The 16,165-nt window shown below is 38.3% G+C and carries 15 protein-coding genes; 5 read left to right on the top strand and 10 right to left on the bottom strand.

Annotated features, from left to right (window positions below; all coding sequences use genetic code 11):
* Positions 1-18: 18 nt before the first annotated feature.
* Complete coding sequence (accB, locus tag AC1M9I_RS01425) at positions 19-438, top strand: acetyl-CoA carboxylase biotin carboxyl carrier protein (RefSeq protein WP_035267829.1); 420 nt, start codon at positions 19-21, stop codon at positions 436-438.
* Positions 439-453: 15 nt separating this feature from the next.
* Entirely contained in the window at positions 454-1,818 is a 1,365-nt protein-coding gene (gene accC, locus AC1M9I_RS01420; protein ID WP_035267832.1) for an acetyl-CoA carboxylase biotin carboxylase subunit, read from the top strand.
* An 82-nt stretch (positions 1,819-1,900) separates the two neighbouring features.
* On the opposite strand, the gene AC1M9I_RS01415 is transcribed toward accC, so the two are convergent.
* Entirely contained in the window at positions 1,901-2,383 is a 483-nt protein-coding gene (locus tag AC1M9I_RS01415) for a hypothetical protein (protein WP_035270703.1), read from the bottom strand.
* Positions 2,384-2,635: 252 nt separating this feature from the next.
* On the opposite strand from AC1M9I_RS01415, the gene AC1M9I_RS01410 reads away from it, so the two are divergent.
* A complete protein-coding gene (locus AC1M9I_RS01410) occupies positions 2,636-4,102 on the top strand; it encodes a GGDEF domain-containing protein (RefSeq protein WP_481607350.1) in 1,467 nt (488 codons plus the stop codon).
* Positions 4,103-4,106: 4 nt separating this feature from the next.
* Here the strand turns inward: AC1M9I_RS01410 and AC1M9I_RS01405 are convergent, their stop codons facing one another.
* On the bottom strand, positions 4,107-5,270 hold the full coding sequence (locus AC1M9I_RS01405) for an MFS transporter (protein ID WP_481610602.1): 1,164 nt from the start codon (positions 5,268-5,270) through the stop codon (positions 4,107-4,109).
* Between the two features lie 605 nt (positions 5,271-5,875).
* On the opposite strand from AC1M9I_RS01405, the gene AC1M9I_RS01400 reads away from it, so the two are divergent.
* Entirely contained in the window at positions 5,876-6,061 is a 186-nt protein-coding gene (locus AC1M9I_RS01400) for a hypothetical protein (RefSeq protein ID WP_481610583.1), read from the top strand.
* A 65-nt stretch (positions 6,062-6,126) separates the two neighbouring features.
* On the top strand, positions 6,127-6,351 hold the full coding sequence (locus AC1M9I_RS01395; protein ID WP_481590017.1) for a hypothetical protein: 225 nt from the start codon (positions 6,127-6,129) through the stop codon (positions 6,349-6,351).
* A 576-nt stretch (positions 6,352-6,927) separates the two neighbouring features.
* Here AC1M9I_RS01395 and AC1M9I_RS01390 read toward each other — a convergent pair.
* From AC1M9I_RS01390 to AC1M9I_RS01355, 8 genes are all read right to left on the bottom strand, one after another.
* Positions 6,928-7,308 (bottom strand): hypothetical protein, encoded by a 381-nt coding sequence (locus tag AC1M9I_RS01390; protein WP_481610582.1) that lies wholly within the window; start codon positions 7,306-7,308, stop codon positions 6,928-6,930.
* A complete protein-coding gene (locus AC1M9I_RS01385) occupies positions 7,308-7,868 on the bottom strand; it encodes a glycoside hydrolase family protein (protein WP_481610581.1) in 561 nt (186 codons plus the stop codon). The genes AC1M9I_RS01390 and AC1M9I_RS01385 overlap by 1 nt, the downstream gene beginning before the upstream one ends.
* The gene (locus tag AC1M9I_RS01380) at positions 7,855-8,139 is read right to left on the bottom strand and encodes a holin (protein WP_481610580.1); all 285 of its coding nucleotides are present in this window, start codon (positions 8,137-8,139) and stop codon (positions 7,855-7,857) included. The genes AC1M9I_RS01385 and AC1M9I_RS01380 overlap by 14 nt, the downstream gene beginning before the upstream one ends.
* Positions 8,140-8,404: 265 nt before the next feature.
* Positions 8,405-10,807, bottom strand: coding sequence for a hypothetical protein (locus AC1M9I_RS01375; protein WP_481610579.1), 2,403 nt, complete (start codon positions 10,805-10,807; stop codon positions 8,405-8,407).
* Positions 10,808-10,816: 9 nt separating this feature from the next.
* Positions 10,817-12,505 carry a phage terminase large subunit gene (terL, locus tag AC1M9I_RS01370; protein WP_481610578.1) on the bottom strand — a complete coding sequence of 563 codons (1,689 nt, stop codon included), beginning with the start codon at positions 12,503-12,505 and terminating at the stop codon, positions 10,817-10,819.
* The gene (locus tag AC1M9I_RS01365; protein ID WP_481610577.1) at positions 12,505-12,813 is read right to left on the bottom strand and encodes a hypothetical protein; all 309 of its coding nucleotides are present in this window, start codon (positions 12,811-12,813) and stop codon (positions 12,505-12,507) included. The genes terL and AC1M9I_RS01365 overlap by 1 nt, the downstream gene beginning before the upstream one ends.
* A gap of 67 nt (positions 12,814-12,880) precedes the next feature.
* Entirely contained in the window at positions 12,881-15,406 is a 2,526-nt protein-coding gene (locus AC1M9I_RS01360; protein WP_481610576.1) for a hypothetical protein, read from the bottom strand.
* A 74-nt stretch (positions 15,407-15,480) separates the two neighbouring features.
* Complete coding sequence (locus AC1M9I_RS01355) at positions 15,481-16,098, bottom strand: super-infection exclusion protein B (protein WP_481610575.1); 618 nt, start codon at positions 16,096-16,098, stop codon at positions 15,481-15,483.
* Between the last annotated feature and the right edge of the window lie 67 nt (positions 16,099-16,165).

Here is a 16,165-nt window from a genome sequence, read left to right as displayed (position 1 = left end):
CCTTAGGAATACGAATTCATGGATATTCGCAAAATTAAAAAGCTCATCGACTTAATGATTGAATCGGATCTTCAATCTATTGAAGTAAAAGAAGGTGATCAATCCATTGCTTTAGCGCGTCGTAATCCTATCGTAGCCGCTGGTGTTGCACCAATACAATCTGCTGCGCCAGAAGCTCCAGTTGTGAAACCAGCTTCTCGTGGTGCTGTTGAAACCTCACCAATGGTTGGCGTGTTCTATGCTGCACCAAGTCCAGGCGAAGCACCATTTGTAAATGTAGGACAAACTGTTTCAGCAGGCGAAACGCTTGGAATTATTGAAGCAATGAAAATCATGAACCCAATTGAGGCAACTCAAAGTGGTGTGATTGAAGAAATTTTAGTTAAAAATGGTGATGTAATCCAATTCGGTCAACCTTTATTCCGCTACCGCGCGTAATCGTTGGGGGTTGGTATGTTGCAAAAAGTTCTCATTGCCAACCGAGGTGAAATTGCACTGCGTATTACACGTGCTTGCAAAACACTCGGTATTAAAACAGTCGGTATCTACTCGGATGCCGATAAAGATCTCATGCATTTACGCTTTGTTGATGAAGCCGTTTGTATTGGTCCTGGTGCAAGTAGCGAAAGTTATCTAAATATTCCTGCAATTATTACAGCAGCGGAAGTGACTGGTGCAGATGCAATTCATCCAGGTTATGGCTTTTTATCAGAAAATGCTGAATTTGCTGAGATTGTAGAAAGTTCTGGTTTTATCTTTATTGGTCCACGTCCTGAACATATTCGCCTTATGGGGAATAAAGTGTCAGCGATTATGGCGATGCGTAAAGCTGGTGTACCAACCGTTCCAGGTTCAGCTCATGCTGTAACACCAAACAATGCCTTGGCCGAAGCAAAAGAGATTGGCTTCCCACTTATCGTTAAAGCTGCTGCTGGTGGTGGCGGTCGCGGTATGCGAATTGTTGAACGTGTTGATACACTGTTGGAGTCTGTACAAGCAGCTCAACGTGATGCTGAAATGTGGTTCGGTGATGATACGGTTTACATGGAACGTTTCCTTCAAAAGCCACGCCATGTTGAAGTACAGGTGATTGGCGATGGTAATGGTCACGCCGTACATTTATATGATCGTGACTGTTCATTACAACGCCGTCATCAAAAAGTGCTTGAGGAAGCTCCTGCTCCGAACCTTCCAGAAGAAGCTCGTGCTGAAATTTTAGCAGCTTGCGTAAAAGCATGCGAATTAATGCAGTATCGTGGCGCAGGCACGTTCGAATTCTTATTTGAAGATGGTGAGTTCTTCTTTATTGAGATGAATACACGTGTTCAAGTAGAACATCCTGTGACAGAAATGGTAACGGGTGTCGATATTATTGAACAACAGCTTCGTGTAGCCGCTGGTCTTGGTTTAAATCTAGAACAAGATCAAATCAAAGTACACGGTCATGCAATTGAATGCCGTATTAATGCAGAAGATCCAACCACCTTCCTCCCATCACCAGGTAAAATCGAGCAATTCTACACACCAGGTGGTGCAGGCATCCGTTTAGATTCTCATATCTATCCAGGTTATAGCATTCCACCTTACTATGATTCGATGATTGCTAAATTAATCGCACATGGTAAAGATCGCGAAACCGCTTTGGCTCGTATGAAACAAGCCTTAGATGAAATGATCTTAACTGGAATCAAAACCAATATTCCGCTACACAAAGATCTCATCCTTGAAGATAAGAACTTTGCAGAACAGGCTATGGATATTCACTACTTAGAGAAACATTTGTTGAAACAGGTACAAGGACATAGCGAAGCTGAGTAATTACAGCTTTACAAGATGAATAAAAAAGCCTCTTTTTCAGGAGGCTTTTTTTTATTGAAGAATACGCTGCAAAGATTTTAGCTCATGGCAATATACGATTAAGTTTTGCAAAACATTGTCCACCCTTTTCAGATGCACAGAAATTGATTTGATTCGGATTGTCCCATTTTACAAAATATTGAGACAAATCTCCTGCCTGATCTACTTGATTACCAGAGCAGTCTTTTTCGTTGTTCTCATAATTGACTTGCATGACCAAGGTAGGCAACAAACCCGAAGAGCTGTCTTGAGATGGTTGATACTCAAATAAACCGACCGACCACTCTTTAGCACTATTCACGACCACCTCATTGTTACCACGGAAATTATAATACTCAACACATTTTTTATTATTTGGAATTTCCATTCCCCATAAACCTAAAATTTCTGGGCGCATGTTGATTCGAATATTATTTTCAGGCTGTTGTAAATCAGCACCTTTAGCTTGCGCTTGGACATTTTGATCGGCAGAAGAAAAAGACGTCATTAATAAAAGTAAAGGTGCAAAAAAAACTGTTTTTTTCATACAACATCTATAGGTCAACGTTTAGAGCTAAATTAGCACATTTCAGCAAGAAAACTTATAGAATTAACGTGATAAGAACAATTTTATATAAGAAAATGAATTCCCTATTGATGAACTTTAAATCATCAGCAGTTTAATGCGATCTATTGATTTATTAGTGCAAAAATATATTCTTATCAGAATAATATTCATTCTATACCTCACAGAAAGCTTAAAAATATAAGATTTTATGCAAGGGAATATACGTTAAGTATGACCATATGGATACGAACAGAGCTGATTAAAAACAATGCACAATCTTTTTTGATTGTCATGCTGATCATTACACTTTGTGCTTTGGCTGGAATACTTGGTCGACCTCTCTCATTTCTTGCAATTTTCTGGCCTGCAAATGCCGTACTACTTGGTCTTTTTTTAAGATTTAGTTATCTCAATAATCTTGGTGGCTGGCTTGGGGCCTTTTCTGGGTATATGCTTGCAGACCTAGGTACTGGCAACACTTTACAACTTACTTGGTTGTTAACTCTTGCTAACTTGCTAAACCCATTAGTGACCTTATACCTACTGAACCGATTAAAAATCAATTATCAAGAATTCAATAAAGGTCTTACATTTGTTTACTTATTTTTAATTAGTGCTTTTGGCGGGTGCCTAGCGAGCCCAACCTTTGCGATTTTAACCATCCCTTATGTTCCTAACAGCTTTATGGAACTCAGCCGTATTTGGGTTGATTTTGGCATGTGGTGGAGTGGTGAAATTCTTAACTTTGTCGCTTTTTTACCTATTGTTCTCGCATTACCAAACAAAACTACAGTTCAACAATATTTTGTAAATCAAAAAAATCAACGTTTAAGTTTGCCCTTTGTCTTACCCTTCATATTTGTCGTTGTATCTGTAATTCTAACTCACTTTTTTATTGGCCCTGGCGCCATCATGTTCCCGATCGGAGCACTCATCTGGGCAGCATTAACCTACAATTTATTGTTGGTTGCAATCATCAACTGCTTTGTATGTATGTTCTTATACAACAGCTTAAGTGCATATTATCTAACAGAATCTCCAGAAGCATTTATTTCGACAACACTGTCTGTTCGCATCGGTCTTTTCATGCTGGCTTTAGGCCCACTAACATTATCAATTATTAGTTTGAATCGCCAAAAGCTATATCACCAAATATTATATTTAGCGAACCATGACAGTTTAACAACGACTATGAATCGCCGATATTTTTATGAAGAAAGCGAAAAGACGATAGACTCAACTCATAGGGAGGCGAAATCCAATATTCACAGCGTGTCTATTCTACTACTCGATATTGACCACTTTAAAAAAATTAATGATCAATATGGACATGAAATAGGTGATATTGTTCTCAAAGACTTTAGCAATATCGTCAGATCTCAAATTAGATCAAATGATTTATTCGGTAGAGTTGGCGGTGAAGAATTTGCCATCTTAATTAAAGATAGTAACCTACCAGCCTGCATTGAAATCGCACAGCGTATATGCGACCGCGTGGCAGAAACACCGATTATGATCAGGCAAAATCAACATCTCAATATTAGTGTAAGCATAGGTTTAAGTTATCAACAACTTCCGTCTGGCACCCCATTCCAACAATTGATTAATCGTGCAGACGTTGCCCTTTATCAAGCGAAATCTGAAGGACGAAATAGATTATGCGTGGATCCGCAATTACTATTTACTCAAACATCATAAGTCATTATCTTGCTTCAGTGGGCTTGAGATTTGGTAAAGCGGATAAAAATATGAAACCAATCAACGTTGAAGCTCCTGCAATGATAAAAATATAGCTACCAGAAATCAGCTCCCAATATTGTCCTGCCAATACGCTTCCAGATGCCACACCCAAGCCCCACATCGTACTATACAAAGCTTGAGCTCTACCCTGCTGCCCAGCAGAAAAGTGCTCAAAAATAATGCGCATCGCCAATAAGTGAAATAAACCGAAACTAAATGCATGCATTGTCTGGGAGAGAAATTGGAGAGCAAAACTTTCAGGAAATAAACCAACAATCAAAAACCTAAGCCCAGTCATCCATAAACAAATCGCAACCAACTGACGCCATGTAAAACGATTTAAAAAAAATGATGCATAGGCAAACATCATGATTTCAGCAATAACACCTGTTGACCAAAGAAATCCTGTTGCTGTGGTACTAAATCCAGATGACTGTAAGTAATTGCTATAAAAACTATAGAATGGTGCTTGAGCAAACAACATAATGAACTCAATTAAGAAAATTGCTTTCACAACTGGTTGTTTTAAAACTGGAATAATGGATTCAAGTGTTTTTTGGGCTTTTGGTGCGCCCTTCGGTTCTTTTACTGTAAATGACCATAAGAACGCTAGAAATGAAATACTCAGTAATAAAATCGGGAGATAGTGAATATCGATGATTTCAAGAATTAGACCAATAAAGAAAACACCAACAATAAACCCAATCGATCCCCATTTTCTCACTTTGCCATAAAGTTCATTTCGTTTTTCGCCTAACCAAAATAATGTAACGCCTTCAAATTGAGCAAGTATCGCATTTTGAAAAAAGCTGAAGATCAACATTAACAAGGCAATTGATTGAAAATTATTGGGTATAATAAAAATGAGGAACCATATACTCGCTTCCATCCATGTTGCGATTCGCACCAATAGCATTCTTTTACCCGTTTTATCCGCCACCCAACCCCAAATAAACGGCGCAAAAAAACGTGTCATGATTGCAATTGCACTAAGCCACCCAATCTCTAAAAAGCTAAATCCCTGATCTTGCAGATATAGACTCCAATACGGCATGAAGGTACCGACAATCGCATAGTAGAAAAAATAGAATCCACCTAGTTTTGTTTTAATTGGCAACGCTTGTATCATATTGCAATTACCTGTATTTTCAATGACTTAATACTATTTAATAGTTGCATACATTTGTTACCACTTAGGTGTAATTGCACTTCATCAGTCTACAAATCAGTCTACAAATTTATTTTTTTGTAGACTCTTCATTTTTTGTAGACTGAAGATATTTACGTCTTAGAAAATAATTCTGTGATCATTTTCATCAGAATTAATTGTTAGTAAGTTACTAAAGAAATTTTATACTTTACCTATAAGGTTTCCTACCCAATTTTGCTATTTCTCTTTTTTGAAAATTCAGCGGATAGCATAACTTGCAAAGTATTGAAAAAATTTCAATCTATAGATTGAATCGTACTAGACTGGGGTAATAGAGTTTGATGAGGAAATTACTGCTAAATTGCTAATGTAAAAATTTATGACAATGCATGGGTAAGAGTTTTTATAAATTACAAATATATTAATTTAAATATTATATTAATAATCGATTAATATCAGGCACTCATAATAAATATTTCTAAAACTATAAATCTTGATACATATTCAGGGTATCTATTAATAAATATAAGGCACATGCTGAGTTTGTCGATAATACTATTGACAATTCAAGGACAATCATTATGTCAAATTTCACAAAGTCAAGTGACTCTAAAACCCAGCAACAGAACCAGCAACAATCAAATCCTGCAGGCGATAATACGCAAAAAACTCAGCAAGAAAAAAATAAGGAACAGCAATTAAATGCTGAGAACAGACAAACTAAAGATGCTCCGAAAGAGCATACTGAGGGCGAAGTTAAAAAATAACTTATAACTCAGAATTCTTAAATCATTTAAAAGGTTTAACTCCTTTTAGGTGATTAGGATAAATAATGAATATTGTTAAAGTTAAAGTCCATAAAATGTATGAAAACTTTCACAGAAATCCAGCTATTCAATATGTTGGGTTTTTTGATGATAATAATGTATTAATCAGCTTATACGATAACAATAATATTAAACTCATTAATAAAATCGGGACGTTGCAATGGGTAAGCATTGCTACTAATCAAGCTTACTTTGTTGAAATACCAGATTATATTAGTGCCGAGAATTAAACTCCTGATGATTAAATACCCTCAAGTAATCCTCGTTTTTCACAAAGAGTCAAACCACAGTGATCGTAGATGTGCTTGGGCAAACTATAATTATCAAGGGAAACTAAATAACATTACAGATTTTTATGGCCAGAATTTATCTCTTTACGATGGCAATAAAGTTGTCATTGATGGTGATATTTGGGTTCTGGAAAGTCATCTACACAAGGTATATAGAGATAGAGGTCGCAAATGAAAAAAATTCTAAGTGCATTCGATTTAAAACGTAATTTATATTTCAGAAAATTAATGCTCGATGGTGATTACAAACAAAATGTATATGATTTAAAGCATAGGAATAATTATGATTTATATGTATATAAATTAATAGATAGTGAATCAGGCAGAAAACTGTTTTTTAAAAATTTTATTATATTTAAATAAATTAGCCCTCACTTGGAGGACTCATTTATAATCTTAACAATTGCTTCGTGTTTACGTGCGCATGCACCATATTTAATGCGGTCATCAATCATTACAGGTAAGATATCTTTACCTGTATCTCCATCTATTTCACGCAAGTCTTCACAACGTGTTTTAAGATTCGCTGGTATATCGTAGATCGTTAACGAGTTGCATCCCGTCATCATCAAAACAAGAGTTGAGATAAACAGTACGCTCAATGATCTTTGGCACTTCAACTGTAATTTTTTCGACTCGAATTTTTTCTTTTGATTCGCGCTGTTCATATTCTTCACTCACCTCTTTTGCAATTTCTCGACCACGTTTCTCGGCATCAAGGTATGGCTTCAGTTTTTTATCGATCTTGCCCTGACAGATAATTTCTGCATTCAATACCCTGTATTCTGCCTGGGTGCGTTTGTACTTCTGCCAACCACCCCAAACGGCGATAGCAACCAGTAGCGCTAAAAGACAATAAATAATTAGTTCATAAAACTTGGCGATAAAGGCTGACATCAGTTCACCCCCATGCACTTGTTATAGCGCTCAACTTGTCTGGTCCACACGCCATAGCAATTGTTAGAACGAATACTGCAGTCGCGCTTGGCCACATACTTCCATTTCAAAAGTGATTTACACGCCTGAATATATTCACGCGCTTTCAAATGACGAAGCATTGACGATCCAGACCAAGCGCTCGTGCCGTACTGGTACGTGAAGTCCATGTATAGATCATATTCATCTTGAGAAATTGGAATATTCAGAACGGTTTTATTGAATCGCTGTGCGTCTTTATTCATGTGTAGCTTCAGATATTGAAGCGCAGTCTTGCGGTCAATCGCTGGGTCAGTCATTTTTACGCGAATACCATTTGGATAGACAGTGGTACCGTGGCCAATGGTTGGTACATCGCCTTTAACTGGAATTTTAGGACTCGCTGTATAACCTTCTTTTAAAGCTGTTGCTTGTATTTGTTCTTCACTTGGACCAGTGATGTATTGATAACCACCTACGCCACTCAAGCCCACTGCTAATAATAAAGATGAACCGATGACGTAATGCTTAGGTTTTGCCATTGCACTGACCTCCTGCTTTACGAAGCTCAAATGCATGTAGCTCTTCTTTCCGACGCTCGTCCTTGGCTTTGTAGTACCAATTTACACAAAAACCTAAGATCGAAATGATTAGACCACCCACACCGACAATTAGGCCAATGGCTGTGATCGGATCTAAGCCAAGCCACTTCCCTGCAACTGCCCCACTACCTGCAACGAATGTTGTTTTTGCTGCCCCTGATGTCACTGCAGCACTTGTCTCTATTGCTGTTTGCACATGCTCTGATGACATGCTGCCCCCTATATTCAGACATTAAAAAAACCCTGATCTAATTAAAGTTCAGGGTTCATTGTGGTTTGTTGGTTAAAAAATGGTGCCGAAACCAAGGCACCCATATGTAAATTTTGAAGCGGCAGACGCAGCAACCGCTGCTTCTACGGCTAACTGCGTCTTTTCAGACATGCAACATCCATTAATTAAAATTCACACCCAAGCCCCTGTTCATGGTGCGGTGTACCAAGCCAGGTCATGGCTTTAGCTACAGTTTCGAGGTTGTTCATATTAATTCCCAAGGCGTCCAAGAACCATTAAAACCTTTTATTCGTCTAGCTCTCTTGTTACTGAGAACACTTTTAGCAGTTTGCTCTAGCCAGCCTTGACCGATTGCGGAGCTGTATTTAGTGTCTATAATCAGTCGATTATCAACCAACTCAAATGGAAGATTGATATATGTTTTACTATCACTTGCGGCTGCATAATAACTAGATCCAGCTGTAAAATCATTAGCATTAAAACTTGATTGCGGCTCGCTAGATAAAAAAGTTGCCTCTTGTGGAACAGCGCCAACGTTTCCAAAATTAGCCCACTTTGCAGCACTACCAATGCCTGATGTTACGCAAACATACCCAAGATTTCCTCTACTAAACTGATCATTTCGATAAATAATATCACCGATTTTCCAATAGCCACTTGTCGGCAATCCATTGCGATTAATCTCTAGGCGACCAGAACTTAATTGAATAAGATTATCAAATATAGCCGAAGAATTACCTTCGCGAGTAACAAGTATTTTCCCACCAACAGCAGTATCCACTTTGATGTTACTAGCATCAGCAACGCCTAATCGAACACCGAAATGAGCGCGGTTAACATGAATATTGCTCACACAACCAGAATCATCGGGAGAAAGAATCTGAACGGTTGAAGTTTGATTGGAAATATCTGCGCTTTCAGATATTTTAATATCAACATTTGAAACATTAGGTGTTTTCCCTGTTATTAAGAATGTTGAGTTAGGGTTATCTGTTTCTATTCGCACATTGTTAACAATAAGATTGTCACTGTCTTGTGCATAAAAAGAGTCACTAAAAATATTATTAAACGTTCCATTGGCGCTGAAACTGTAAGTTACAGAACCACCTTCGATATCATTCATCCTACCTTGATCAACACCCTCAAAATTATAATCAGAGTAACCGTTGTCCCATGATTTACAATGTGATGCTCTTACACCTTTGCTGTAAGACTTATCTGTTTTAGTAGTACTTCTATCATAAGTTGTTGCTACAAAACCTGTTCTAGCATTATTCCAAGATTCACACCCCAAAAATAGAACATTATCTGAGTTCATTGCAGAGAAGCCATCACCAGTCCCGCCTCCACCCGGATTAAAGCCATTGTTATATGACTTACAAAAAAGAGCTTTTTGATTTTCAGAACGAGGATTGAAGATCATAAGATCTTCATTCACTGCATAAAATCCATGTCTCGCATTATTGTATGAGTGACAAAAAATGGCGCACGAGTTTCTACGCAAATCAACCCCACGACATGTATGCGTACCTGCACCTAGAGCATCTTTATTACCATCTACAAATGCACCAAATAAAACACTATTTTCAGAGACAATAACTGTTGGTTTATCTGTATGTCTACGACGTTTAAAAATAGCTCCATTTGCATAAACGATGGTATTCGGCGGGATTACTGCACTATCAACTAAATAAACGCCCTTCGTCATCTGAATAACATGCTTGCCACTAGGATCCAACAAAGAAGCAATATTTACAGTTGCATCAGTAGAACCAGTAGAATCCGCTGCAACTTGTAAAGGAGTTTTGATCTGATTGTTTATTGTCTCCTGATCAAGTCCATTTGGATTGATTACTTGATTTGTTCTCCACTTTGCATTACTCGATGGGTAAGACTTCCCTGTTGGTACAGCAACCCCACCCTCATTCCAATATTCATCAATGTAAGAATCATCATTGCTGGATCGAACGCTAAAGTAGTCGCCACTCTTAGTATTAGCTAGCCCCTCAGCAGTATCCTTGTAAACCTTGCTACCTAGTGTTGCGCCAGTTCGAATTTGATCAATCTGATTATTAACATCACGAATATCACTTGTATTTTGTGAGATTCGTTCGCCATTTTGATTGATGCGATTACCCAGCCGAGACTCAAGCTGATCATTCTTTGAGTCTGAGTATTGTTTTGCAGCATTAATAGCGCTGTCTGTCGCCGTCTTATTTTGATCAACCTTGATGTTTAGGCTGTCTATGCGTTGACTTAACTTATTATCCTGACGATCCACATAGCCTTTAAGCAACACTCCACTTATCACAAGCTCTTGAACTTTGCGCCATACACGATCCAAGTCTTCATTAATAGCTTGCGGTCGGAATGAGTTGTTATAAGAAGAATATTGGCTTTCACGGCGAGCTGGTGAATTACGCTGAATAGTAATTTTTAAACCGTTAGCTGGTGCATGATTAAACTTAATTGAGCCTTGCAGATTTGATGAGTTTTTAATGAATTGCCATGTACTTGCTTCAACTTCATCATCATCAACCATCACAATTAAATGGTCTTTAGATTCACAGTCAAAAGTTGTTGGAAACTCGTTAGTCGTGCCATTTGCTGTATATTCTTTATATGGCGTTTGCTCAGGTACTGCCATGGTATGCCCCTAATTTTCAAAATCATAAGTGGCTTCATGCACACCACTTTCACTTCTCCAATTAGGTCCTTCTACAACCTCATTTTGTCTGTGTATTTTTCCGACACGTTCTGGTTGGTCAACTATCGCACCTGCTGCAGAGTCTAAATAATCGTCAGGCTGACTTACTATCGCTGGATTCCACTCACGCATTTGTTTAGCTGGTGGCGCATCTTCTTCCTCACCACTTTGATTTACTGTCACCAAAACTGAAATATGAGCCCAAAGAAGACCTGACATTAGTGGGCCTTCGAATCCTTCTAGAATCCTTTTATTTTTATTTAAGCTAGTATGTTGTTCATCTACTCCACATCGTATTCTTCTTTTCTTTAATACTGCTTTTAATGAAGTTGGAGCAAAGCCACCGATACCATTTGTTTCAACTACTATGCGCGGCACATGGAATTCTTTAATGAGATCGCTTAATTGCCAAACCTGTCCACCAACGATCTCACCGTTTTGATCAGTGATAATGTCTGGACCAGTTAAAGCTAAGGATCGATGCCAGTACTTGTTGCCAAGATCATCATGAAAGATCAGAGCTACTGTAGATTTATCTGATTTCAATTTACCTGATGATGGATCCCATTTTGCAGACATACCAACAATACGGCGTTGTCCTAGCATCAGATATAGTTCACCATTCGCACGTTTGAGCACAGGCTCACAGTCATATGCAAGCATTTTGTCTGGATCAAGTCTCACATCACCAATAGGTTTAGCATGCATTTGATACTGAGAATCCCATTCATTGAGTGTCTTACACTCCTCACGGCGAATTTCCATTTCTTCTGCAGTAAAACGTTCTTCCCAAATTCCCTCAGAATAAAAGTCGATAATGTAGTGCGACTCTAGGAGTGTTATTTCCCAAACTTCACCTTTACGCTCACAGAAATAATGAATACCTTTTTTTAAATATTTTGATCCTACACCGATGCCGCTAAAGCTATGTTTAGGTTCAAAATCTAAAATTACTTTTTGACCAACCACACCATTTTCAATTCTTCGTTCGTGCTCGAACATTTTTAAAATGAATGTTTCTACACGTTTCTGCTTTTTTATTTTTTCGTATAAAGAGTCATAGGTGTGTGGCGTACCAATCCACAATTTTTTTGCGCCTGGTATAGCAATGTGTGTTTGCTCTGAAAGTTTTTTCGGAAGCTTTTCTCTTTGCTCTGGATTTGCAGTTGTTTGTGGGGTTTCAACGTCATCATTCTGAATAAAGTGAGCACGGTGGCCTGTCACGCCTGATAAGATTCCTTTAGCCAACATAGTGCCGTATCGTACGTCTGGTGTGCCGTTCACGAACCAACGCTCGACCTCACCTTGGCGAATACTAACTGCGTGATTATTTATGCATAAAGGATGTCTTTCTAATACATCCCTAGTACCTTTTGAGCATTTATACGCATCTGAATCAGTAGTGCCTTGATGAAGAATTTGGGTTTTAGGCCAGCAGTAAATTACCCATGCATTAAACACGTCCAAGATCGAAGATTTAGAGTGTCCACGTGGCATCATTAACAAGGCTGTTCGCCCTGTTAAATAGAACTTTTCTAAAAATAGGCATACAAGTACGTGAAAGGTTGGTACTTTCCAACCCTGCAATTCTGCCCATATTAAAAAAAATGCGAGAAACGTTATCTTAGGTTTAGTCATTAACTCAACCGTTGTTTAAGTTTTGCCGCCTCTTCTTCAGCTTTTTTAATTAATTGCTGTTCGTATTTTTCCTGTGTCGCAGCTGTAGCACTAATAGGCTGAATAGTTCCATTTTTAAAAGCCAGAATACGTTCTAATGTGGCGAGAATGCTGGCTTGCTTTTGGGATATTGTGTATAGAAACCCTTTATCTCCCCGACCTTCTTTTGTGTGGATGGTTGTGTTGATCGCCTTGCACGTTGTGATAATGAAATCATCTGTCACTTCTTCAGCAAGATTTTCAATTTTTTCAATTTGTTCATCGCGCATAAAAAAAATCCCCTGCATATACGGCATATATACAGGGGATTTAAATTGATAAATTTGGGTGATTTCTCTATTGAATTATGCGCTCAAAATCAGGGGTCTCAATATCACCAAGATCATCGCCCCAGAATCGGGTTCGATCATGATCACGCTCAGCTTTACGAAGTAATTTTTCTCTATATCCAGGTGCGATCATATCCTGCATTTCATCAAAGATTAGGCGATTAGCTGCAGCTTTGGTATAGAAAAGATTCTGTGCAGGAATTTTATTTTTAACTAATCGATAAGCTTCATTAGCAGCATTTGTATCTTTGTCTTCGTGCCATTGCATTGCATTGCCTATCGTTACATTGGCTACAGATTTGATATCACCACCTAATGGACCAACCATAAAGTCAGTTATACCTCTACCAGATGGATCAGCTCCAGCAACAACAATATCCCCTAGAATAGATAAACCACCACCTTGAACTGCACTTCTCATCCAAAATGCCGCGGTTTTATTTGGATCATTACTATCAATCATCGTTTGAGGATCATTACCATTTGCTAACTCTTTTAACTGAACAACCAACGCACCTAGGATAGTAGTCATTGCAAAGATAGAAGCTCCATATGCTGCCTTAGAGGTCCCCTTTTCAAATGACATTGCACGGCTTCCATGACGCATAAGGAATGCCACAGGGAATGATTTAAACTGAGTGATACCCTTCCATAGGAACTCTGTTCCTGTTCCTTTTCTTAATCCTCCACCTATCAATGTACGCTCACGCAATCCAGCCTCTATGACTGCCATCCCCTGTTCATCCAGAAGGTGAGCTTGAAAGCTAGATGCAATCTCATCTTTAACTTTTTTGGGATCACCAAATTGTGTAAGTTTTTCATCTGGGATTTCATAAATTGAACGTGCAGACATGAGCTGGTTGCCTTTACGATCCACCACTGGTTCAGCCAATCGCATGACTTCCCAAGCTCTTTCATTCAATCCTGTTTTTTCCATGAGCTCACGGTCATCAGCATTTAGATCTGACCATGATTTATCACGGCTTAGTCGTCCATATTTCTCCATGAGCATCTTTGTGAAGCCCACTTTTGAAGCCGCAGTCAAAGCATTTAGACCTGACACACGCATGACTTGAGTAGCAATAGCACTTGATATACGTGCTAATTTCTGTGATTTGCCATGCACGGAAGTAAGGCCATCATCTGACCATCGTGCAATTGAACCAAGCATTTCCTCTGTTGCTAAACCTAGACTATGAGCTAACTCTCGATCTTCTTTATTTTTTGGGTTTAACTGAGATATAAGCTCACCAAAAGTTTTACGGTATGCGATGCCATGAATTGAAGCGGTCTTAGCAATCATCGCTTGATCCGTCACGGAAGATAGCGTGGTTCCACCTAGCATAGATGCCACATTCATTGATCGATATGCTAGACCAAGGTTTGCCAGAACTTCTGATTGAGGTGTGTTTTCCCCCATGAATTCTGAGAACATTAGTTTAGCTCGCTCAATAGTTTCATTTTTATCTTTTTTGATTAACCCTTTTTCGCGATCTTTTGCATCGGCTGCATCCCTCAATATACGCATAGCATTGTTCGGACTACTCCCGAGATTTTCTACTACAGCAATATCCTTTGATAATCCATTAATGTGCGCCTCAACTAAATCAACAAATGGCATTCCCCCAAATTCAGCCTGATATTCAAGCCAAGCATCAGCATCTTTGAAATGAAGCACACGACTCTCACTGTGTCGACTGGTTACTTTTGAATTTCCCCCAAAAGACTGACGACCAACTTCTGTTTTATTTGAACCATTTAGACTTAAAGTATCATATGAGTATTCAAGTAGCTCTCGTATTTCTTGCTGTGAATAGTACGTGCCATCCTCATGTACATACTTTGAAGTATCAATTAAGCCTTCTGCTTTCTGTACCCATACCTGTTTGCCTGCCTTGACGATCTTTTCCAAGCTGTGCGTCTGCGGCAATCCCCAATCATCCAGCTTGCCAATATCACCACCAGATCGGTTAAAACGCTCACGCATACCTTCAAAGACTTCTCCCATCTTGTCAGAAATCTTCTTGGCTAGTGGATCATCTGTGTTATCACCAAAGCGTTCACGTACAATCTTTTGCACTAGATCTGCATCGGTAAATACACCTAAACCGCCTTTGATGTTGGTATAGAAGTCCACCAGCTCACCACGATAAATAGAGGCAATAGCACGTGCCTTAGAGTCAAGGGACTGAATACCTGACATATCCCCATGCGGGGCAACCATGCGATCTACCACTTCACTTGCTGATAAAGTCGGATGGTCCAACAAAGCTAGGTTTTTATTTTGAGTTAGGATATCTTGAGCAGCAATTTTATGCTTTCGTTTAAGTTGCTCTTGAATATTGATTGCTACAAATTCCCCAGCTTTAATCAACTTTTCTGACTCGGATAGATTTCTCCAAGTCTGCATATCCTGCTTTGCCAAAGACTTCATAGCATCCTTGATACGATTTTCAATATCGGTTGCTTCTTGAATACTAAGTTGTGACTTTCCTAGCGCTTGTGCTACGGCGGCTTTACATTGTTCTTTCATAAAAAATGCTCAGATAGTTTTAAGTTATCTGAGCATTAATTAGAGTGTGGTTTGTTGGGTGATGTTAATTTAAATTAATACCCAAAAACTTTTCTATTTCTTATAACGGCAATGACGGATGGTGGAGTATGCTTGCTAACCAAATTATCAATTAATTCCTGTTTATATTCGCTCGAAAAAACTTCTGGATGGTTTTGAGCTAGTAAAAGCATATTATCTCGGGTTAATTTCATTAAAAAAGCGTGACCGGCTGGAGTAATTTGAGATATGTTATTTGCTATGTAAATTAAATTTGCATTGAGTAATTCAGTTACTTCTTGAGCATTGTATGGCAGCCAAATTGTTTCTGACTTTTGAATAAAGAACTGTAGTAAAACTGCCTTTTCATTATTGGTTAAATTTATTATTTTTTGTTCAATCTTTTCTTGATATGACTTTTCTATTTTACTATTTTCTCTACTATTTTTTATAGCACTGAATAGTGATCTAACGATCAAGATCGATATTGTAATAGCTGATATAAAAAACACTAATCCAGTATAATTCTTATATTCAGATTTAATGCTTGTATAACCAGTTAAATCTGCTGCCCCTAAAATATTGTAAGATAAAAAAGCTGTAGTAATACAAACTACATATAACAAGACATTATGAGTCCTAAATATATCTAAAAAAGATTTAATATATTCCATTTAGATATCCTTTAAATTTTTTAACATTTTGCACCCCTGCAATACCTGACAACAATACGGAAAGCAT

Source organism: Acinetobacter sp. ANC_7553, assembly GCF_056779895.1.
This window is presented reverse-complemented; position numbering and strand designations above follow the sequence as displayed.

Coding starts and splice junctions, on each gene's coding strand:
- accB (WP_035267829.1), top strand. CDS start 19: ATGGATATTCGCAAAATTAAAAAGCTCATCGACTTAATGATTGAATCG.
- accC (WP_035267832.1), top strand. CDS start 454: ATGTTGCAAAAAGTTCTCATTGCCAACCGAGGTGAAATTGCACTGCGT.
- AC1M9I_RS01415 (WP_035270703.1), bottom strand. CDS start 2,383: ATGAAAAAAACAGTTTTTTTTGCACCTTTACTTTTATTAATGACGTCT.
- AC1M9I_RS01410 (WP_481607350.1), top strand. CDS start 2,636: ATGACCATATGGATACGAACAGAGCTGATTAAAAACAATGCACAATCT.
- AC1M9I_RS01400 (WP_481610583.1), top strand. CDS start 5,876: ATGTCAAATTTCACAAAGTCAAGTGACTCTAAAACCCAGCAACAGAAC.
- AC1M9I_RS01395 (WP_481590017.1), top strand. CDS start 6,127: ATGAATATTGTTAAAGTTAAAGTCCATAAAATGTATGAAAACTTTCAC.
- AC1M9I_RS01390 (WP_481610582.1), bottom strand. CDS start 7,308: ATGTCAGCCTTTATCGCCAAGTTTTATGAACTAATTATTTATTGTCTT.
- AC1M9I_RS01385 (WP_481610581.1), bottom strand. CDS start 7,868: ATGGCAAAACCTAAGCATTACGTCATCGGTTCATCTTTATTATTAGCA.
- AC1M9I_RS01380 (WP_481610580.1), bottom strand. CDS start 8,139: ATGTCATCAGAGCATGTGCAAACAGCAATAGAGACAAGTGCTGCAGTG.
- AC1M9I_RS01375 (WP_481610579.1), bottom strand. CDS start 10,807: ATGGCAGTACCTGAGCAAACGCCATATAAAGAATATACAGCAAATGGC.
- terL (WP_481610578.1), bottom strand. CDS start 12,505: ATGACTAAACCTAAGATAACGTTTCTCGCATTTTTTTTAATATGGGCA.
- AC1M9I_RS01365 (WP_481610577.1), bottom strand. CDS start 12,813: ATGCGCGATGAACAAATTGAAAAAATTGAAAATCTTGCTGAAGAAGTG.
- AC1M9I_RS01360 (WP_481610576.1), bottom strand. CDS start 15,406: ATGAAAGAACAATGTAAAGCCGCCGTAGCACAAGCGCTAGGAAAGTCA.
- AC1M9I_RS01355 (WP_481610575.1), bottom strand. CDS start 16,098: ATGGAATATATTAAATCTTTTTTAGATATATTTAGGACTCATAATGTC.